Here is a 20,088-nt window from a genome sequence, read left to right as displayed (position 1 = left end):
CAAGGGCATCCATAACCTGTTTTTATGAGCTGAATCACTTCAGCCGGAAGTTGTATAACTAAAGAAAGTAAGGGAAGGAGAGTGAAATCCAGGATTGAGGCAGGTAACGCTGGGCAAATTGTGCCAGCGGCAGCGCTTCAGAATAGAGATAGCCCTGGCCAATATGGACGCCGCGCACCAGCAGCCAGTCACGCTGCTCTTCACTTTCAACGCATTCAGTTACCACAGCGAGCACGGCTACCGGGCAACGCCTGCTCCTCAGATAAATATATGGTTTTTACCTGATGGGCTCAGCATTGAATAGAGATTCCACAGATCTCACTTAATACTCCTGCAGTAAGCTTAATAACTAACTTTCTGTAGTAGGTGTATAAATTATTGTCACAACGCCTCTGTAACGCCCTGCTTTTTTATCAGACAATTTGATTTTTGGGGTGATAAAAACCAGGGGGGCCGGAACACATAACGACGCACCGGGGATACCCGGAATGACAACTAACTTCTGAAATTTACGAGAATTTGTTCCTGTAAATATCATATCAATTCCATTTTTGACATCCCGAAACTCTCCCATGGTAGGGTCGGATATCCTTAACTGATAGTCAATTCTGTTCGTTATTAAGTTTTTATCGGCGTTAGCCCTGTATAATGAAAACATGCCAGGAGACCTGTCCGCAGGCAGGTAACCCTGATCTGAAAACTTTAAGCGGATACGATTACTTGCAGAGTTATTTCCATCATAAAGGCACATATCTAACCTTGTCGTTCCACCCAACTCTGATTTTTCTCCTGGCCGGGAATTTAAATTCAAATTAACAACGGGAGATGTTGTTCTGAATTCAGGAAAAAATATTTTAACTTTACCGCTATCTTTAATATTTATTTTTATAAAAGTATTCCAGTCGGCAACTTTCTTCACATTAGTCGTGGTGTTATTACGGTCATTTTGATAAACCCCCATTTTTAGCTGCCCATTCCAACTCCCTATCCCGAGTTTTCGTACCTCAGCCATTGGTATCCAAGCTGTAAACCTGACACCATACGCACCATACCACGATGAATTTAATGGGCTGGTAATTATATTATTCCCGCCCGTGCTGGGGTTTTTCGTTGCAACCAAGGTGATAGTTTTAGAGGCGTTGTTTAAACTATTATTAAATTTAAGCGTTATATTTAAAGGATCTTCATGACCAGGCTGTGGTGAGGTTGGGCACCTTCCATAATCAGATGATTGAGTAGAGAAACACTGTAAGGTATTCCTCCCCCATTTTTCACCATCACTAGTATCATAGCCAGCAACACGATGAGTATATAATTCCACTCTATCTACAGGAGGTAATGAGGAAATATCATAGCCATAAACGACAGTGTGAGTATTATTTTCAGGCTGTAAAATCTTAGCCATACAATTATGGCTTAATAATATTATTAAATATATGCACAATTTAATTTTCATGTTAATAATTCAGCTTCCTGGTTCTTTACCCTAAAAAATTTCACATGTATCCCCTAAAGGTGCAGGCAGGCGACAACGCAGCGAATCCTCAGGAACTTACTCCGACAAGTGACTGCGGTGAGCGCGGAAAGCTCCTTAGATCATTCACTTCCCTTGTGGAGCCATACCTTTTCTGCCTCACCAAACATTATCCCGATCATCCTGGAAGCTTAACATTTCTCTTTATTGCTTCACTGTCGGCAGAGCTTTACTTCCCGATCCGGCAGTCATCAGCTCAGCCTGTTTTTGCTCAGCATCGGGAAGTTTTGCGAGCTCTGTACTTTTGCATGAGGTTTCCCCTACGTAGCGGATAACATCCCTGATCGCATTAACTTCCATTCCACATTGCCAGAAGATGTTGTTCTTCATGACGTACAGCGTCTTGATCTCCTGTGTCGTTTCCAGAGTGAAGCTTCCCTTACCTAGTGGAGTCCATGACATCACATTCAACGGAATAGCACCTTCAAGCGGCCTGCTGCGTTCATCTAACAGCCTGCCCAGCCAGGTATAACGGGTAAAAACCTCAACCTTTCTGTTAAATACCTTACCCGGCGTCATAAAGACTTTTCGTTGTCCCGTCCCTTTACGGATCTCACTGCTGATACCTGCTGGTGAAACCACTGACTCAGTCACATCAAAAGCGGTTTCCCTGTAGCCGGGAACCATAAATAGCCCCCTGCTGCTCCCCCGCACTTCACTTCCACCACCGCTGTCCACAGACACACTAACGCGTGATTGACCAGACTCATCGCCCTGTTCAACGCCAACGGTTATTGCTGAAGAGGGCGTACCGTCACCCCAGCGACCAAAGATGCCCCCCTGCCGATCCACTATCAGGGAGGAGCTGTAATTGCCACTGCCGCTGAGCAGGTGTTCACTTTCCTTACGATCCCACGCATCACTAATAGTCAGTGAACCCGCTCCGTATTGCCCTCCCATTCGGCCGTAAACTGAAGACATGACTGTGTCGGTATTTACACCATTAAATGAGATACCTGATTCATTTTCATCGCTGTTGTCAGCGTACTGGCTGTAGGCGGCGTTGTATCCCAGCTGATTATTTCCATATTTGCTGTTCTGCCAGCTGGTTCCCCCTGAGAATGCCTGCCGGTTTCCCCCCGCCGTATTGCGACTACTGGAAAAAGAGAGGGTGACAAAGATACCTTTATCCTTTCCGGTGGATACGCTTTCATCCCGCATGAAAGCATTCACGCTGGAGTTAATATTGATGCCGCTTACATAAAAAGTACGGGTTACACCGGTCTGCCAGGTCCTGCTCCTTGAACGTGTACGGTAAACTTTTTCCCATGGCACTCCGGCCTGATTACGGGAGTCATCATCAGTCAGATCCCTGCGATAGACGTATCGCCCCTGATTACTGTTCAACGCATAGCCCAGCGTGCCGTACCATTTATTAAATGGCATTGAAAGCATCATATTTGTGCTTTTATAACATCCGCTAAAACTGTAGCGGTGAGCATTCTGACTATTGCAGTCCACCGCAGTCATTTCGCTGCGATAAAAGCTCAGCGAAAAACCATCGTTATAGTTAACCTGCTGAATATTTCCCCTTGAACCTTCACTACCATGGAGATAACTGGCCCTGGAGGTCAGCAGACCATCAATCCATCCTGAATTGAACCCGTGTGACCAGTCAATAGCACCTTCCCAGTAACGGGCCGAGCTAAATAATGCCATTCCGGCAGTCAGTGTGGCGCTATCACCTACCGGCCATTTGGCTCCAGCATGGATAACATATCTGTCATTATCTTTATTTGAAGAGTCTTCCGTATCCGGAGAGCCTGCCTGAACAAACCATTGCGAAGTGTTGGAAACTTCCCCCAATCCGGTATAAGGCATTGTTTCCGTTCTTACCAGCTGGTTATCTTCATATACCCGCAGGGTCAGCGCGTAACTTCCCGTTGGAAATGAACGGGAATCAAGCTCCTGCGTACCCGCTTTAAGATAAAACGAAGCGAGAAGTTGGCTATCTCGATAGACGTCTACTCTGGCATCTCTGGATAAAAAAACACTGACCGGTGTACCGCGGGAAAGCTTGTTCATGTTAACCCAGGCAAGAGTGGAGCCCGCTCGAACACCACGTATTTTCCCCAACGGTAACTGGCTCAGATTAATATTCCCTCCGGTGTAGCTGAAAAGATCACGGGCATCCATCATCCCGAGCTTAATATACATGCGTTTTCTCAAGTCATTCCGGAAGTATGCGCTGTTGACCTCGGCCTTCTGTATGCTGGCGGCATGTGAACGCTGTCCCTGCCAGTTCCAGTCAACATTAAGATAACCACTGTCCGTAACCCCCAGCGATCCATTACCCTGAACGGAGGCTGACTGATAATTTTTGTCGGCAACAAAATTAATATTTTGCTGGTGAATCAGCGCATTCTGGCTCTCTGCACTGGCTTCATAGTAAATATTTTCTTGTTTTTTTTTAGGAAGATAGTGACTACCTATAAACAGATTGATCCGGGCGTTATTTTCATCGTAAATAATGTCTATTGTTTCTGTTTTCAGGAAATCACAACCTGGCGCATCACCACTGGTACTGCATGAAAGATTCCCGTTACGATGAAAACGTCTTCCAAGTTCATTTCGCAACAGTCCGCTGAGAGCTGACGTCTCCGGATACACTTTATTGATGGCAGCAGCTATAGCTTCAGGCTGCAAAAACTGGACGATTTCCAGATCCACATGGCTCTGGAAAACCCCTAGCGAGTGTCCATAGAGAGAAATATCGGTAAGGATTGTCTGACCACGAGCAAGCTCTTCAAAACCTTTAGGGACGCGAAGTGAGGCACTGATAGTGGAAGTTCCCAGATAGGCACAAATAAAAATGGCCAAAGAGTTAACTCTGAATTTCATCCATGCTCTCCCGTGATAATGGCGGGGCTCTCGCCCCGTCATTATCTTCAATTACCAACTGGCGCCGTGGCCTGTGTCACAATCAAACTGACAATGCCCGTGTAGGTACCGGCGCTGGATACGTTACCAGGCGTGGCCTGGGCGATCACCAGCGGCATGGTTGAGGAGCCGTTAGCGATACCGCTCGGGAACGTGGTTGCGTACGCCAGACTGGTAGCGGTAGTGGACAGTTTTTTGCCGTTAACAGACACGCTTAGTGGAATGGCATTGCTGCCATTGGCATCAGTCAGGGAGGGCGCATTGGCCAGACTGACGTTCAGCGCCCTGTCCTCCGTATTCGACCAAAATTTGATGTTTTCTTTATGAGCTGCCAGCCCTTTACCCGGCAGGTATTGCATCGCAATAGAGGACGGAAGTGACGAGCCGTCAGCCAGTGTTATGTCAACCGTTGGGTCAATATCTGCGGTTACGGTGATATCTCTTTGCACAGCGCTGGTACCAAAAGCCGTGACCAGCATCCCGGCAACTGCAATGAGCTTAAAATGACTTTTCATTGGATATTCCTTTTCATAATATTCCCTTGATCGGGAAAAGGTTAATTAGCCTGCATAACAGACAGAGGGAGTTCTTCCATTTTTTTGGTAAGCCAGTTTATATACTTAACCCGGTATTTTTTATCGGCGGAAAATTTCATACCAGGAAGATAGATTCCTGTATCCGGATAGATCGTCACTATCTTTTTCTTCCACTGACACTGACCATCAAGGCCGCATTCACCCCATTCCTTTACAGGAATACGTACGGTACCATCATTTATAACTTGTCCATCGTCTGCGTTAATTTTCAGGCTGGGAATCACAACTTCAGGTGCAACATGTATCAGCGCGCCCCAGATAATATTCACACCGATACTGGCAATGTTTTTTTCTTCGCCTTCAGAAGCTGATGAAAGAAAATTATCCTCATTAACACTTTCAAAGTATGCACGCCACGTCGATTCCTTCTTCGGTGGGATAACTGAAACAAGCCTGACGATCCTTTCACTCCCTGCCGAAAGCGCAATTTTTTGTGGAGTCAGAATAAGTGCTGTGGAATCATCAGCCTCAACGGGGAGCTCATGCTCTTGTTTCGTGCCTGGTTCAACCACCTTTTTAAGACTGACTTTAATAAACTGGATGCTGTCATCTTGAGAAATTATTTTTATTTGCGATGCCCCATTTTTACCAATAGCAACTTCCATTGGATAAATAAACATTGCAGAATTGGCCTCAATACTAATAAATGGGAATGTCATAAAACATACTAAAAAAAAGTAAACTCTCTTCATTTTTCACCCATAGCATGTCACCCTCACTTCAGAGCGAATTAGATATTATTTTAGGATTAATTAATTTTGCAGGTTGAAGAAGGCTAGCTTAATTCAATTAAGTATCATCAACAATGTAAGACAGAACGAAATTAAGAACAAATAATCTCAACCAAGGTAAAAAATAAAATAAAATACTGCGCAATACCTGAAGAGCTTGCTTTTTTAGCGTTGAGTTTAAAATAGTAACGATTCACTAAGGTGATAATATAAAATAAGGTCTACCTATAGCAGCGGGTTGCGCACCAGGATAACTCTAATGGCTATATCGTCAATTCGTGTAAGCACATATACAGCGCAGCTTAGCGCATTCTAATGGCAGCACCGAAAAGTATTCTTCGGTGCTACCGATACTACGTTTGAAGGGGGCGGAACTTCAGGATTGGGGCAGGTAACGCTGGGTAAATTGTGCCAGCGGCAACGCTTCAGAATAGAGATAACCCTGGCCAATATGAACGCCGCGCACCAGCAGCCAGTCACGCTGCTCTTCGGTTTCCACACCTTCGGCTACCACGTCGAGCGTCATAATGTCGGCGATAAACGCGACGATGCGCACCATAGTGTCATCATTTGGCAGCGCCGCCACAAAGCTGCGATCGATTTTTAATTTACTGATCGGCAACGCTTTAAACTGATTCAACCAGTTCAGATTGGCATAGCCCATTCCGAAGTCGTCCAGCGCAATGGACACGCCGATTTTTTTCAGTTCCTGTAACAGTTGCAGCGCCTGCTCAGGCTCACCAATTTGCGCAGTTTCGGTGATCTCCAGCATCAGGCTGCCGGGAAGAATACGATAGCGTTGTATCAGCTCCTGCAAAAAGCTCACCATGCTGGCTTCATGCAGCTGGATGGCCGACAGATTCACACTCAGCGGCAGCCCGATTCCCTGCTGCTGCCACTCTGCCAGAATGCGGCATGAGGCCTCAAACACCCAGCGGCCAAGGGCGGTAATCACCCCGTTCTCCTCCGCACGGGTAATCAGCTCTTCCGGCAGGCTCCAGGAGCCATCGGCCTGACGCTGGCGTAACAACGCTTCTGCGCCAACCAGCTGACCTGTGTTCATATCGATTTGCGGCTGCAACCAGAGCGCAAACTGCTGCTGCTCCAGGCTCTGAAGAATGTCATATTCCAGATCAAGTCGCCGCTGACTGCTCAGGGGAGGCACACTGCTGGTATGGCTAATCTCATCATAAGAAGAGGCGATCATCTGCTGATTACGATTGTAGTGGCGGATCAGCATGCCGATCTCATCATCACGATGGTAGCGCGGCAGCGGCAGCTGGTGACCCATCGCCTGTTGCAGACTCAGATCCTGCAGCTCGCGGCTGATATTACGCAGCGGTCGCACCATCAGACGGTTAATACACCAGCTGATGGAGACAGAGAGGATCAGCGCCAGCAGCAGATAAGCAGTGACCATGGTAGAAACGGCGCTAAGGATAAACTGATACACGCGCCAGGAGTCGGCCTGTAGCACCAGATAAGCCAGCGGTTTAGGATTCGCCGGCTGCACGGAATAGAGCGGAACGGTGATCTCCACCGGCAGCTCGAACAGCTGCATGATAAAGCGCGGAACCGGTTTTTCCGGTTCAAAATCAGTATGCAGCGCCTGTAATCCGTTAGGCAGCACCACTTCTGCGCGCGCCAGAATCCCCGCCGGACGCAGCGAGTTAAGAATAAATTCGGCCTGTGGAATATCGGCTTTCAGTACCGCCTGTGACAGCGGCTGGCGCACGGTATGCGCCACATTTTCCATCTGCTGGGCGTAGTCTATCCTGCGCTGCTGCACAAAATGAAAAAGCTGTATGACGATAAAAATACAAATGGTCACCACCGCCACGCTGGAAACGGTTGCCATTTGCTTAATCGTTAATGAACGACTGACGCGCAAGCCTGCTCTCCGAAGCCCTGATTACATACAGGAGGAAAAAAACAGTCCCGAGTATATCCTATGGCTGCCGTTTTTTAAGCAATCACGCTGCGCAATCGTTCGTTTAAGCGTTTTCCTGGTGTTTTCGTCAGGTACCGGCGCTTAGTTAAAACTGGCGCAGGGCACCAGCGGCTGCGGTAGTATCGCTAAATCGCCCTGCCATCGGGCAGTAACAGCAGCCTGCCTTTCCTGGCGCGCAAGACCGGTATAACGAAGTGTCGTCCACGAAAAAGCCTCACTCAATGCCCGAATGTCATCGGATGATTCTCGCCCGGACTGTAAAAAAAGGCGCGGGCTGTCACTTGTCATTTCCGGCCATCAGGCACGAACTTTCCTGTTGATTAATATATTTTGTCATAATAACGAGTCTGCGGGGAGTATAGATAACTCTGTCTGGGAGACGAACGGGAACCGCTAACATCCCTGCAACCAGATGTATGACAGGTATAAAAGGATTCACTGGAACCTGGTAAGTAGTCATGTATATTTAGCGGTATAATAATTGATACGCAAAAATTTACCCAGGCTACCATCATGCTGGATTATCCCTGGTGCGAAGAATCTTATGACGATTTCATTTACCTTAGGGCTTGGACAAGTTCAAAATGAATTAGTGTTGCTACAGCTTCCAGGATGCTACTGGATAACGGTTAACCGGCAGGAGGATGCGCGCCTGCTGGTGCGTCAGGTCATTGCTACGCAACGCGCATTAATCCTGATAAGCACTGCCGAAAAGCCTGAGACACTCCTGATGCCAGCCCCCCAGGGCGAGCCGAATAAAATCACGATATTTCCCCTGCCTGAAACCTCAGAAGCACTGCAAAATCTGACAGAAGATTTATCTCACGCGTTAGTTAACAAGCCCCAGCTCGTAATATTTTATACCGCCTTCAGCAGCTGGGAGAAGCTATCCCAGGCAGAATTAATTAACTGGCTGAAAGAAATGCAGAAATGGTTAGCCGCCAGAAAATCAACTCTGTTGATAATCACCAGCGGCTCCGGAATTAATAACCTGCGAAATGAGTTACAAACTCTTTACCGGCATTTAGAAGGTTTGTCACATCTTGAGTGGCAGCAGGACAGCTGGAATTACCGGGTAAACTGGTGGTGTAGTAAAAGTGGAATGTTAGCAGATCGTGAACTGCGTCTCAGTTTACTTCAGGACTCTTTTATTCAGCTAAATGAAAGCGGGCAAAATACCCCGTTAGCGTTAAATGACGAATATCTTTATCTCGCGGAAAAAAATGTGCTGGAAGGTGCGCCGTCCCTCTCCAGCGCCTGGACGCTATTTGATGATAACAACCTGCTTGCCAGCCGTGCGCAGCAGGCCAGCGCCGCCACGGTGATTTTTAATCTGCATCATAATGACCAGATTGCCACGCTGGCGGGTGATATCCACAACCTGCGCCGTACACGCGGCAGCGGCCTGAAAATCGTGGTACGTGAGATGCAAACAGCGCTGCGCTACAGCGATGAACGCCTGCTGCTGGCCTGCGGTGTGAATGCTATTGTGCCTTATAACGTCAGCGTGTCGCGCTTTCTCACCACCCTGGAAGGGCTACAGGGCCAGCGCTATAACCGCCATGTGCCTGACGATCTCACTATTTTACTTAAGTCGATGCAGCCGCTACAGGAAAAAGGCTATCTGCCGGTAGATCATTTCTGCCGTTCCGTAACGCGCCTGATTAATAACACCATGCTACCGGAAGATGGTAAAGGCCTGCTGATTGGACTACGGCCGGTGCCGCAACTCGGCCCCGAACAGGCGCTGGCGCTCTGCAAACCGCGCCGTTACGGTGACCTGGTGACGCACACTGGCGACCGGCTCTATCTGTTCCTCTCCTCCTGCTGCTATACCGACCTGAATACCGCCCTGCAATATATCTTTCGTCTGCCCCTTGATGAGATTTTCACTCACCGGCTGGTATGGTTTGAAGATGTGCAGATTCTCGCTGAAGTACAGCAAATAGCGGAACTCGCCCCTGGCGACTGGCGTGATACCACGAAAGAGCTGGAGGAGCATCCCCCTTCAACAGAGCTGATTACTCCTGCCGTTCGCCTGGTGCCGGACGATATCTCACTAAAATCGCCTCCTGATAAAGAGGATTCGGAGTGAGGCGAATAGAGAAGTTGGGATCGTTATTCTGCTGGCGCTGTCTGAGCTGATTTCAGGCGTGGCTGATGGTCAGGTAGCGGCTTGCATAGAGACGACGGGGATTGGGTGGTTTATCCCTTGCAGGAGGGTCGGGCGAGGAGTACCTCGCCCTGACGGATTTTATGGGTGATTGTTAACGATCTTTATACGCCAGCCACGCCAGCAGCTGCAAACTCGCTGAAAAATAATCTTCGTTGCCGCTTAAAGAATCACTGAGATGACCCGAATCATCCAGCGTCAAATCACGAACCGCCAGCAGGCCGCCCGCCATATTGTAAGGCGCTTTACTGTTGCTCAACACGTCAATCCAGGCCGGGGTCTGCAAGCGCTGGAAGTTCATCCAGAACTGCTGGAACGGCACCAGTTGCAGCGACGCTGAATCATACCAGTACAGGTAGAGCGGAATGCGGATCGCATCATAGCTAAAGCGCGGAGGCCAGGCCGTGGCCGGAGCCATTGAGCCGTCTGCGTTCATCGCCACCCAATCCAGCGGCAGACCGCTGTCGCCAAAACGCATTTCCGACAGCAGGCCAAGGCTGTCATTGATAAGTGAGTTCCACACTTTCAAATGACTGCGCCGGGCAAAGTCACGCCATGCGGGGAAAATAAAATAGGAAGGATTTAACACCACATAGCTGGTTTTATTAAAGCCCTGTGCCCCCGGCAGCATGATTGTGCGTCCGGCAAAGGTGATAACGTTGCGCTCAATAATCGCTTTTTGCAGGCGATCGGAAGCCTGCAAATAAGCGGGAACATTCCACTTTTCACCCGCCTTTAACAGCGCCCAGGCGATCAGCATATCGCCGTCGGAGGCATTATTACGGTCGCTGACCGGATCGCTGGCACCGGGGATATACTTCCAGTAAAACAGCCCGTTATTCGGGTTGCTGAGGTTCTTCTGCGTCCAGTTCCAGAGGCTGTCAAAACTGCTGCGGTCGTTGTAATAGACCGCCATCAGCATGCCATAGCCCTGGCCTTCAGTGTGGCTGACATTTTTATTGCCAGTATCCTGAATGCGCCCTTCAGAGGTCATAAAACGCGCTTTAAAACTGCTCCAGCCATCTGCGGCGCTGGCCTGGGAGATCCCGAGCACCAGCGCAAGCAGAATCAGGCCTGTCCTGAGCATTGCCATCATCGTATTCCTCAAGCCTGGTAACGGAAACGTAGTGAGCTTTCACCGGTCTCTTCACAACTCAGCGACACATTATCGCCGCCTCCCTGCACGCGCAGCCAGCGGGCATACAGCCCCATCAGCACCGCGCCCAGCGCCAGACGCCACTGACGATCCGGCATTACGCCATCGCCCGGCGGCAGCGCCAGATGATCGATAACGATCGCCGTTTCAGTCGGTTGCAGATCGACAAATCCCCAGTTAAACCGCGCCAGTACCTGGTTGATCTGCACTTCCAGATCCGCCACGGTAGCGATCGCGCCCAGCGGGTAACGATGGGCAAGGTTATCGCCCATCTGGCGTAAAAATGCCTGACTTTCCCGCTCACCGGCGTTATTCAGCATGCCGTTGATCATCACACTCAGCAGATCAAACCAGCCCGGCTGATACTGCTGTTGACGATAATATTGCAGGGTGCGTTCCTGTAACTGACTCATGCTTATTTGCCTCCCAGCATGTAGCGGAAGTAGAGCTGCGCTGTACTTTCGTTATAGTCGCCAAAGGTGTCATAGCCCAACTGACCACCCACGGTAACGTCTTTGTTGATTTTGTAGTCCGCACCTGCGTGCAGGTTATAGCCGATACCGCTTTTGCTGCCGCCGCTGAAGTAAGCCTCTTTGGCATAGCCCGCCGTGACGGCATCTTCCAGCAGCGACTGGTAGTCGCTATTGTTAGGGAAGTAGGCACTTTTATCCTGCGTATAGGATTGATAGCCTGCTGAACCGCCAATCTTCACGCTCAGATCATCATAGGTCTGGGTGAAGTCCACCGGGAACGAGACGCTGACATAGTTCTGCGGGCTGAAGTAGCCACCTGAGCCGTAGCTGAAGTTACTGAGGTTTTTCGAGAAGTCCATCCAGCTGATATTGATACCGGTTTTCAGCTCGCGGTCATTAAAGTGGAACGGACGCACATAGGCCCCGGCGTTCCCCATTAACGAAGTGTTACTGGCCACGTTTTCACCAATATAGCTGTAACCGCCCGCGCCAACATAGAATCCGGCATCGCCGTCATCATAGCTTAACAACGCATTACCGCCGTTTTTGGTCACGCGCCCCCAGCTCTTACCGGAGTATTTATCTTTCACCCCGACATAAGAGAGCAGGCTGTCCGTTACCGCACGGCGCTCACCGGTCAGTACCAGCGTCAGGTAGTCCGTCAGCTTCGGCGCCCACTTCACGCCACCCACCAGGGTGCTGAGATCCTGACCAAGCGGCGTACTGCCGAGGTCAATTTTGTAGCTGTCGCCGCTGAGTGCGAGGTTCAGCTCTACACCGGTTGCATTCTGGGAGTCCGTGGAAGCTGACGACGCAGTATCGACGTTAACCTTACGAGAGGACGCGGCCAGGTATTTTGCCAGCGTAGTGTTGTTGTTCAGTTTTTGTAAGTTACTCAGGCCGCTGTTGGTGAACGGGTTGTAATCCGCACTATCAATGCCAGAGAGGTTAGTCAGTGCTGCGCCCACGCCAGGGTTAGCCGCATCAAATGTGGCCTTCTCGGTGGCGGTTAATCCGTTATAGCTGGTCTGCTCATTCTTGATATTCTGAATCAGGTTCTCAACGGACACCCCCACAGCACCGGTACCAAGACGACGGAAAGCATCGCCGCTGGCACTGCCAGCACTTAACGTCATTGGCGTTACGGTAAAGTCAAAGCGGGCATCGCCCAGCGGTGAGCTTGACCATACCAGCGGTGCTTTGGCTTCGGTCAGCTTGCTTAAGCCACTCTCGCCATCACGACCACGGATCTGCACACCGCCCTGCATCCAGGTGCCGGTATCTTTCTGCAAATCATCCATCATGGTGTCGATTTGATGCAGCGTCTGATTCTGCCGGGTAGCCACTTCTGTACCGCCGCCGACCACGGTAAGTCCGCCGCTGGCTCCGCCGATATCACGGTAGTCATGTGCATCCGGTGCCTGCTGCCAAGGCATGGTGTTGCCATACACCGACGGCGACGGGCGCACCGACATGGTGGTACGGTTGATAAACGGGTTATCGGACAGCGTCAGGCCGCCAATACCGGCAGTGCTGCCGACGCTGCTGCCTTCCAGGCCGATCATTTTGCCTTTCGCCGTGCGCAGATAGCTCAGTGCCTGATTGTGATCCCCTTCTGCTTCGGAGACACGCGCCAGCAGCAGCAGACGTTCCGGTGAAGGTTCACCGCGCAGACCGCTGGCCAGAGCGCGAGCCTTCGGCACGTCGTTCAGCGCCAGGGCAGTATTGATTGCCCCTTCGCGGGCATCCTGAGTTTCAGTGTCGCGCGTCATCAGGTAGTCGTAGACCACCGCCGCTTCTTTGTTCATTTTGCCGGACTGGTAGAGGCGCGCCATGGCAAACATCAGGTCGCTGTTTTGCGGATCTTTTTGCAGTGCGCCAATCAGCTTATCGTAGGCGGCAGCGTACTGTTTGCGTTCGCGCAGGTTATCAACCTCATTGATTAACCCGCCGTTACGCAGTCCCGCCAGCTGAGTGCTGGTGCTGCGTGCCTGCAATTCAGGGTTACTGAGGAACGCCTGCGCTTCCGCCCCCAGGCCAGCCTGGTTGAGTACCGCCACCTGAGCCGCATAGTCTCCGGCGTTACCCTGCACGCCACGCTGCATATTGGCGCGCACCACGGATACGGCAGTGGCGAGATCTCCCGCCTGTGCCAGAGCTTTGGCCAGGTTACCCGCATCGGCCGGGTTCTGCGGCGGGTTAGCCGCCAGTGCTTTCAGCGTATTCGCCGCAGCGGTATCAGAACCCTGCGCCAGATACTGCCGGGCCACGGACATCTGTTGATTGAAGTTCACCCGCTGCGCCAGCGCACGCATATCGGCGTTCTGGCTGCGGGCCGGAATGCGTGACAGCAGGCTCTGTGCCTGTGCCCAGGCACCGCTCTCGCTGGCGAACAGCGCGGCAGCGTAGACTTCATTGCTGCTGGCACCGTTGCGGAAGGCAGGCTGCATAACGCCAGCGGCTGCCGCTGAATTACCCTGCTGCTGATAAATACGTGCCAGATCGAGACGCAGCCAGCCGTCCGCCGGGAAGCGCTGCATCCCCTGTTGCAGAATGCTGATAGCGCGCTGAGGATTGCCCGCAGCCAGCGCCTGTTTCGCTTCACGACGTACCGGTTCACTGGTAGCAACCGGGCGTGGCGTTACTGCTTCACGTACGCTGGCAGGCAGCGAGGCCAGCAGCGTGTTCGCTTCGGCGCTGCGGTTCTGCTGTCGCAGGACGTAGAACAGCCCCTCTTTCGCCGGGCGGTTATCCGCATCGCTTGCCAGCACGTCGCGGTACACCTGCTCGGCCTGTTCAAACTGATTAGTACGGCGCAACACGTCAGCACGAAACAGCTTCGCCGCTACGCCTTTCTCACCCGCCGCCTGAGTTAACGGTTCGCTAAGGCTCAACGCCTGAGCTGTGTCACCGGATTTCAGCGCCTGCTGCGCTGAGGCTAACTGGCCATAAAAGCGGGCGTCGGCTGCCTGCTGCTGGCGCTGCTCGCTGTTGTTACCACCCAGCTTCGCCGCGCGCTCCAGGTAGTCTGCCGCTTTAGCGTAATCGCCGCTGCGCTGTGCCACATAGCCGAGGCCGGCCAGCGCATCCGCATCTTCCGGGTTGGTTTGCAGCACCCGATCGAAGGCGGTTTGAGCACCGCTGACATCGCCGCTGTTCAGCGCCGTAAAGCCCTGACCTTTCGCTACGCCGCCGATGTTTTTACGGTAGTAGTCCATCACCGCCTTATCCTGTGGATGGCGCTGCTGGTAGTTCTGGTACAGCGGAGCATCGCCCGGCTGTGGGTTAAGCCACAGCAGCGCCTGGCGCAGAGAACGATCGGCATCAGCATTCCCCCCGGCCAGATCTTCGAGGATTTGCAGGCCTTCGCGACGGGTCGATTCCTGATAGGTCAGCGCCTTACCGAGTGCCAGTTTTGCTCCGGTATCCTGCGGATGCTGCGCCGCGAACTGGCGCAGGTTGTCGACCGCCTGCGGCAGCAGGGTACGGTCACCGGCCATCGTCAGGTAATACTCTGCCGCAACGCTGGCGGGTGGCTCATTACCGTTAAAGGTGTTACGCCAGGTCTGCAATGCGGCAGCGATGTTGCCGCTACGCGCCTGATTGCGTGCCAGTGACAGCTGCGCCGCCGGAATAGTTTGCAGCTGACGGGCGTTATCCAGCTCCGCCAGGCGCGAGTCCTGCGGGGAAACCTGGCTCAGACGGGCGCGCCATTTGGCCGCTGCCGCCCCGTCGCCGCTCTGCTGCGACCAGAGCGCCATTAAATAGAGCGCCTGGACATTGTTGCCATCGACCATCAGCACTTTGTTCAGCGCATCACGCGCCAGCTCATCATGGGCTTTTTGATGCCAGTAGTTCGCCTGGTCAAACAGCGCCTGAATAGCCGGGTTGGCTTCGGCGGCAAACAGCGGGAGCGCCATCACCGACAGCGCAAAACCGCTGCCGATCATCCAGCAATAACGAATTCTGGCGGTTAATGGAGTGAGTTTGGTTTTCATCATTCTTTCTTCTCGCCAGAGCTATTGGAATTATTCTTTGGTTGCAGACGACGGCGTGAATGGCGCTGTAGCAGAACATAAGCACTCAACCCCACCAGCACGGAACAGAACAGAGCCAGCAGCGACAGCAGCACCGAGTGCTGGTTGGCATACCACACCACCATCATGTACCACGGCATTTGTCCGCTCGGGAACTGCGCGCCAACGCGGAAGCTGCGGATGCCATTTTCATCGGTAATAATCGCCGTATCACCACGGATCCCGGCGTTAATGCGCGCTGAGGTCATATCATGATGCAGACGGGAAAGCTGATTATCGTCCGTTGCCACGGTCATCACCACCAGACGGCTGCTGTTCCACGGCGAGCGATAGCTGATAAAACCGCGCCAGTCTTCGTTTGACGAGAAGTAGCGGTCAGCGTCCAGCGTCTGACGATACCAGTCGCCGGTGAGCCAGCCGCGCAGTTTGTCCAGCGTGTTTGGCACCTTGACACCGAGGGTGTGGTTGTTGAGCTCATAGGGCGAGTCTGCCAGCATATCGCGGTTAAAACTGGCCTGAGACAGGGTGGAAACCGAGAGAATATCGCTGTTTTTCAGACGCTCACGCAGGGTACCCCCAGCCGGAATACCAAACACCACGCTGTTCTGGCTGAGTGCCACACCGGTGGCATTTCCTGAACGTCCGGCCATATCCAGCAGCGTGCCGATTTCGGCATTAGTGGGTTTCTCAGGCAGCATCAGCAGCGTCTGTGAATAGTCCGCCAGACGGGAGAACGGGAACGACGCGCCAACGAAGTAAGAGAGGTTTGGCAACAGCGTAAAGTGACGGGTATGGCTCAGATCGATAAACGACTCATCCTCAATCCGGCTCTTGATGTTGTTGTTGGTCAGCACGCTACAGGGTGCGCTGGCCTTCGGCTTGATATTGAAATAGAGCTGTAGCTGGTTGTCGCCATAAATCAGATAGGGATCCAGCTGCAGGGTGAATTTTTCCTGACGTGCGTCGCCGCCCAGACGATGCCAGATATTCTCCAGCAGGCCGACTTTGTTTACCGTCAGGTTACGCAGGAACGTACCGTTCAGCGTGACGTTGAGCAGAGAGTTATCTTCATCAATCCAGCTTTCTGACGGGAAGCGATAGTTCAGCTGTACCGGAATGGTGTCACCGTCCCACAGGAACAGATCCGGTGCAGCGCGGAAGTTCACCCGCAGCGCATCGTGCCAGATACCGGTAGTAGTGAGGCTCTGATCTTTGCGCAGCAGCTCGCTAAGACGTACCGGACGGTCGGTGTTGATCCAGCGTGGCGCATCATAAGGTTTACGCGGTGCCATGCTCTGTAGCGGCACCGTCAGGGCTGCGTCATCAAGGTTGAACGGCTGCAGCAGACGCCAGGTCGCCTGACGCAGCTGATCGTCAGTTTTTCCCACCACCAGCAGCAGCTTATAGACCGGGTTGTCCGGGTTATTGACGATATGCAGTGACGGGCTGTCGCTATCCGGTAACGTCAGGCTGCCAATTTTTTCCCCCGGGTGGCCAAACACCACGCCGTTCTTCTCGGGTAGCTGTGCGCGTAAAACCGGGAAGCTGATGCCGCGATAGTCTGCCTGAATACCCATCCACGACGACAGAATCGCCGCCGCGCTCACTTCACCCGGCGTGATATTGTCGCCAAAGGTCATGGCAACGCTGGCCGGACTCATACGCAGGGGATCGATAAACGGACGCGGGAAGTTACGCAGGCTGGTACCGATATTCAGCTGCTGGCCTTCCAGCGCCAGCGTGGTTTTCGGCAGGATCGTGACCTGATACTGCTGGGCGCTGTCACGCTCACACAGCAGCTGGTCTGCATCGTTAATTTTAAAACTCAGGTTGTTACTGGAGACCACCATCGCCGCAGGAATATCCAGCTGATAATCTTCGCTGGCGCGGTCGGATGCCGTAAGCGGCAGCGTACCCAGCGGCTGGCCGTTCAGCATCAGTTGCAGCGAAGTATTACGCGCCGCCAGCGCCTGTGACACTTTCAGCGACAGGTTGAGATGCGCATTGGTGATCACTTCATCGGTCGGCAGCGTAAAGACGATACCTGATTGCAGCTGGCCGCCGGTCAGGGTAATCCCCTGCGCCTGACCCATCTGCGCCACGCTCACCGTGCTGGTCAGCGGCTGATTCAGTATCGCCGTCTGCGGGGCGGCGGCATCATCCATCACCGGAGCGGGTAACGGCGGCAGGCCCGCAGGCAGGCCTTCGTTAGTACCCGGTGGCAGGGCGGCCTCATCACCCGCAGGTAAATCGCCTTCCGCCGCAGCGGCTGGCTGATCGTTTTCCTGCGTTTCGGCAGGGGCAGCAGCAGCGCCAACACCGGCCGGAGGCGGAATATCAGACAGTGCACTGCTGTCCTGCGTTACGCTGGTCGGATCGGCCTGAACGCTGCCCAGGGTCAGCGCTGTACTCAGGCACAGTGCGCGCAGTAATAGTTGCTTCATGCCACGCTATCCTCTTCCACTTGTACCTGATGTTTTTTCCTGGCGCGTCTGTCCTGGAATGTCAGCCAGAACAGTTCAAATACCGTACGAATAATAGTTAACAGCGAACGCAGCGGGTTATCTTTGCGCCCTTCCGGCTGGATCCACGCATCAGCACGCGATAACACCACGCGCACCAGTTCGCGGCGTCGCGACAGCGGCATTTCGTGGAATTGCAGACGGATCACGCCATCTTCAGCGCCGATGATCTGCACGGGGATGGAGATAACACCGGAATGCAGCATCACATCAATCGCTTCAATTTCATCATTTTCATGACGCTGATCCGGTGCCTGGATCTGCGCGCCGCCCATCGACAGGTTGATGGTATTGGCACGTGATGAGATGCCGCTGGCGTAATGCAGCACCACCGGCAGATTGACATCAATACGGATGGTTTTACGCACCTGCCTGGTCTCACGCGCTACGGCGATGGCCGCCATCAAAATAATCAGGCTGAAGGTAGCCCAGCCGACGTTGAGTGCAATCACATACGGGTCAACGCCAAAGTAGTCGTGAGCGGTGGCGCGGACAATACCGCTCACCACGCCAACCAGCAGCAGCAGGGCGCAGATCACATGTGGACGCACGATGTTGAAATCGAAGAAGCCAACATCCAGCAGGCCGCCTTTATCCGTCACGTTAAACTTGCCGTGCTTTGGAGAGATCATCGTCAGCAGCGTCGGGATCACCAGGTGGAAGGCCATCACTGTTTCGTAAATCTCGCCCCAGAAGGTGGCACGGAAGCGGCCATTCATGCGGGAGTTAACGTAGAGCGACATCACCAGATGTGGCAGCACGTAAGCAAAAATCAGGCTGGCCGACGAGTGAATGATATTCAGGTTAAACAGCAGATATGCCAGCGGCGCGGTCAGGAAGATGACGCGCGGCAGACCAAACTGGAAGTGCAGCATCGCGTTGAGATAGCACAGACGCTGCTGCCATTTCAGGCCACGGCCCAGCAGCGGGTTGTCGACGCGGAAAATCTGCGTCATGCCGCGCGCCCAGCGGGTACGCTGGACAATATGCAGGCCGAGACGCTCGGTCGCCAGACCGGCTGCCAGCGGGATTGCCAGGAAGGCAGATCCCCAGCCAAGACGCTGCATTTTCAGCGCGGTATGCGCATCTTCGGTCACGGTTTCCACGGCAAAGCCGCCAATCTCTTCCAGCGCTGAACGACGGATCACCGCACAGGAGCCGCAGAAGAAGGTCGCATTCCAGTTATCATTGCCCTGCTGTACCGGACCGTAGAACAGTGCGCCTTCGTTAGGGATTTCACGGGCAGCTTTCAGATTGCGTTCAAACGGATCGGGAGAATAGAAGTAGTGCGGCGTTTGCAGCAGCGCCAGCTTCTCATCTTTCAGGAAAGCACCTACGGTGGCTTGCAGGAAAGTACGGGTAGCAACGTGGTCGCAGTCAAACACGCAAATCAGCTCACCCTTGGTGATTTTCATCGCGTGGTTAAGATTACCGGCTTTTGCATGGCGGTTATCATCACGGGTGATATAGCCCACGCCCACATCAGCGGCAAAACGGGCAAATTCGCTGCGTTTACCGTCATCCAGCAGATAGATTTTTAACTTATCGCGCGGGTAATCAATGCACTGGGCAGCCAGCACCGTATCACGCACCACGTCCAGACTTTCGTTATAGCTGGGAACATAGACATCCACGGTGGGCCACAGGCTGACATCGTCCGGCAGCGGCTCAATAGTGCGCTTTAGCGGCCATGATGTTTGCAGGTAGCCGAGGATTAATATCAGCCAGACGTAGAGTTCGGCAATAAATAATCCGATACCAAGAATGGCTTCTACTTCAGAATTAAAATGCAGCGTTTCCGTTGCTCGCCAGTATATATAACGCGTAGACATCAGTGCGGAGAGGATCACCATCACCAGCGAGATTTTCTTGCTCTTACTAATGCCTAATAAGAACAGGATCGCGATAGAGATTAAGCCGAAAATATATTGTTTCTGGCTGTCCATCGGCGTGATGATGATCACTGCGGCTAAGGGGGATAATATCAGCAGCAGCAGATAAAACAGGACTTTGTTCATAAGTCATCCTGAATACG

Annotated in this window: 13 protein-coding genes; 1 reads left to right on the top strand and 12 read right to left on the bottom strand. The window is 52.6% G+C overall.

Going from position 1 to position 20,088, the window contains the following annotated elements; translation table 11 throughout:
• Positions 1-58: 58 nt before the first annotated feature.
• The 7 genes from GN242_RS00520 to bcsR all read right to left on the bottom strand — a co-directional run bounded on the left by GN242_RS00520 (position 59) and on the right by bcsR (position 7,980).
• The gene (locus GN242_RS00520) at positions 59-235 is read right to left on the bottom strand and encodes a hypothetical protein (RefSeq protein WP_195918371.1); all 177 of its coding nucleotides are present in this window, start codon (positions 233-235) and stop codon (positions 59-61) included.
• A gap of 114 nt (positions 236-349) precedes the next feature.
• Complete coding sequence (locus tag GN242_RS00515) at positions 350-1,456, bottom strand: CblD like pilus biogenesis initiator family protein (protein ID WP_156286724.1); 1,107 nt, start codon at positions 1,454-1,456, stop codon at positions 350-352.
• A gap of 222 nt (positions 1,457-1,678) precedes the next feature.
• A complete protein-coding gene (locus GN242_RS00510) occupies positions 1,679-4,375 on the bottom strand; it encodes a TcfC E-set like domain-containing protein (protein ID WP_154753353.1) in 2,697 nt (898 codons plus the stop codon).
• A gap of 47 nt (positions 4,376-4,422) precedes the next feature.
• The gene (locus GN242_RS00505) at positions 4,423-4,929 is read right to left on the bottom strand and encodes a CS1 type fimbrial major subunit (RefSeq protein WP_154753352.1); all 507 of its coding nucleotides are present in this window, start codon (positions 4,927-4,929) and stop codon (positions 4,423-4,425) included.
• 41 nt (positions 4,930-4,970) lie between these two features.
• A complete protein-coding gene (locus GN242_RS00500; RefSeq protein ID WP_154753351.1) occupies positions 4,971-5,702 on the bottom strand; it encodes a fimbrial protein in 732 nt (243 codons plus the stop codon).
• A 415-nt stretch (positions 5,703-6,117) separates the two neighbouring features.
• The gene (locus GN242_RS00495) at positions 6,118-7,632 is read right to left on the bottom strand and encodes an EAL domain-containing protein (protein WP_154753350.1); all 1,515 of its coding nucleotides are present in this window, start codon (positions 7,630-7,632) and stop codon (positions 6,118-6,120) included.
• Between the two features lie 141 nt (positions 7,633-7,773).
• Positions 7,774-7,980, bottom strand: a complete 207-nt coding sequence (gene bcsR / locus GN242_RS00490; protein WP_154753349.1) for a BcsR/BcsP family cellulose biosynthesis protein — start codon at positions 7,978-7,980, stop codon at positions 7,774-7,776.
• A gap of 256 nt (positions 7,981-8,236) precedes the next feature.
• On the opposite strand from bcsR, the gene bcsE reads away from it, so the two are divergent.
• A complete protein-coding gene (bcsE, locus tag GN242_RS00485) occupies positions 8,237-9,787 on the top strand; it encodes a cellulose biosynthesis protein BcsE (RefSeq protein WP_156286723.1) in 1,551 nt (516 codons plus the stop codon).
• 172 nt (positions 9,788-9,959) lie between these two features.
• On the opposite strand, the gene GN242_RS00480 is transcribed toward bcsE, so the two are convergent.
• The 5 genes from GN242_RS00480 to bcsA are packed head-to-tail and all read right to left on the bottom strand — an operon-like array spanning position 9,960 to position 20,071.
• Positions 9,960-10,961 carry a glycosyl hydrolase family 8 gene (locus GN242_RS00480; protein ID WP_374189815.1) on the bottom strand — a complete coding sequence of 334 codons (1,002 nt, stop codon included), beginning with the start codon at positions 10,959-10,961 and terminating at the stop codon, positions 9,960-9,962.
• Positions 10,962-10,969: 8 nt separating this feature from the next.
• Positions 10,970-11,434, bottom strand: a complete 465-nt coding sequence (gene bcsD / locus GN242_RS00475) for a cellulose biosynthesis protein BcsD (RefSeq protein ID WP_156286722.1) — start codon at positions 11,432-11,434, stop codon at positions 10,970-10,972.
• A 2-nt stretch (positions 11,435-11,436) separates the two neighbouring features.
• A complete protein-coding gene (locus GN242_RS00470; RefSeq protein ID WP_156288165.1) occupies positions 11,437-15,492 on the bottom strand; it encodes a cellulose biosynthesis protein BcsC in 4,056 nt (1,351 codons plus the stop codon).
• Positions 15,492-17,975, bottom strand: coding sequence for a cellulose biosynthesis cyclic di-GMP-binding regulatory protein BcsB (bcsB, locus tag GN242_RS00465; protein WP_156286721.1), 2,484 nt, complete (start codon positions 17,973-17,975; stop codon positions 15,492-15,494). Before bcsB ends, GN242_RS00470 begins: the two co-directional genes overlap by 1 nt.
• Complete coding sequence (gene bcsA, locus GN242_RS00460; protein ID WP_156286720.1) at positions 17,972-20,071, bottom strand: UDP-forming cellulose synthase catalytic subunit; 2,100 nt, start codon at positions 20,069-20,071, stop codon at positions 17,972-17,974. The genes bcsB and bcsA overlap by 4 nt, the downstream gene beginning before the upstream one ends.
• Between the last annotated feature and the right edge of the window lie 17 nt (positions 20,072-20,088).

Origin of the sequence: Erwinia sorbitola (assembly GCF_009738185.1) — a bacterium.
GTDB lineage: Bacteria > Pseudomonadota > Gammaproteobacteria > Enterobacterales > Enterobacteriaceae > Erwinia > Erwinia sorbitola.
This window is presented reverse-complemented; position numbering and strand designations above follow the sequence as displayed.

Excerpts from the sequence above, each read along its gene's own strand:
- bcsA (WP_156286720.1), bottom strand. The coding sequence starts at position 20,071 with ATGAACAAAGTCCTGTTTTATCTGCTGCTGCTGATATTATCCCCCTTA.
- GN242_RS00510 (WP_154753353.1), bottom strand. The coding sequence starts at position 4,375 with ATGAAATTCAGAGTTAACTCTTTGGCCATTTTTATTTGTGCCTATCTG.
- GN242_RS00500 (WP_154753351.1), bottom strand. The coding sequence starts at position 5,702 with ATGAAGAGAGTTTACTTTTTTTTAGTATGTTTTATGACATTCCCATTT.
- GN242_RS00515 (WP_156286724.1), bottom strand. The coding sequence starts at position 1,456 with ATGAAAATTAAATTGTGCATATATTTAATAATATTATTAAGCCATAAT.
- bcsB (WP_156286721.1), bottom strand. The coding sequence starts at position 17,975 with ATGAAGCAACTATTACTGCGCGCACTGTGCCTGAGTACAGCGCTGACC.
- GN242_RS00470 (WP_156288165.1), bottom strand. The coding sequence starts at position 15,492 with ATGAAAACCAAACTCACTCCATTAACCGCCAGAATTCGTTATTGCTGG.
- bcsE (WP_156286723.1), top strand. The coding sequence starts at position 8,237 with ATGACGATTTCATTTACCTTAGGGCTTGGACAAGTTCAAAATGAATTA.
- GN242_RS00505 (WP_154753352.1), bottom strand. The coding sequence starts at position 4,929 with ATGAAAAGTCATTTTAAGCTCATTGCAGTTGCCGGGATGCTGGTCACG.
- GN242_RS00480 (WP_374189815.1), bottom strand. The coding sequence starts at position 10,961 with ATGATGGCAATGCTCAGGACAGGCCTGATTCTGCTTGCGCTGGTGCTC.
- bcsR (WP_154753349.1), bottom strand. The coding sequence starts at position 7,980 with ATGACAAGTGACAGCCCGCGCCTTTTTTTACAGTCCGGGCGAGAATCA.
- bcsD (WP_156286722.1), bottom strand. The coding sequence starts at position 11,434 with ATGAGTCAGTTACAGGAACGCACCCTGCAATATTATCGTCAACAGCAG.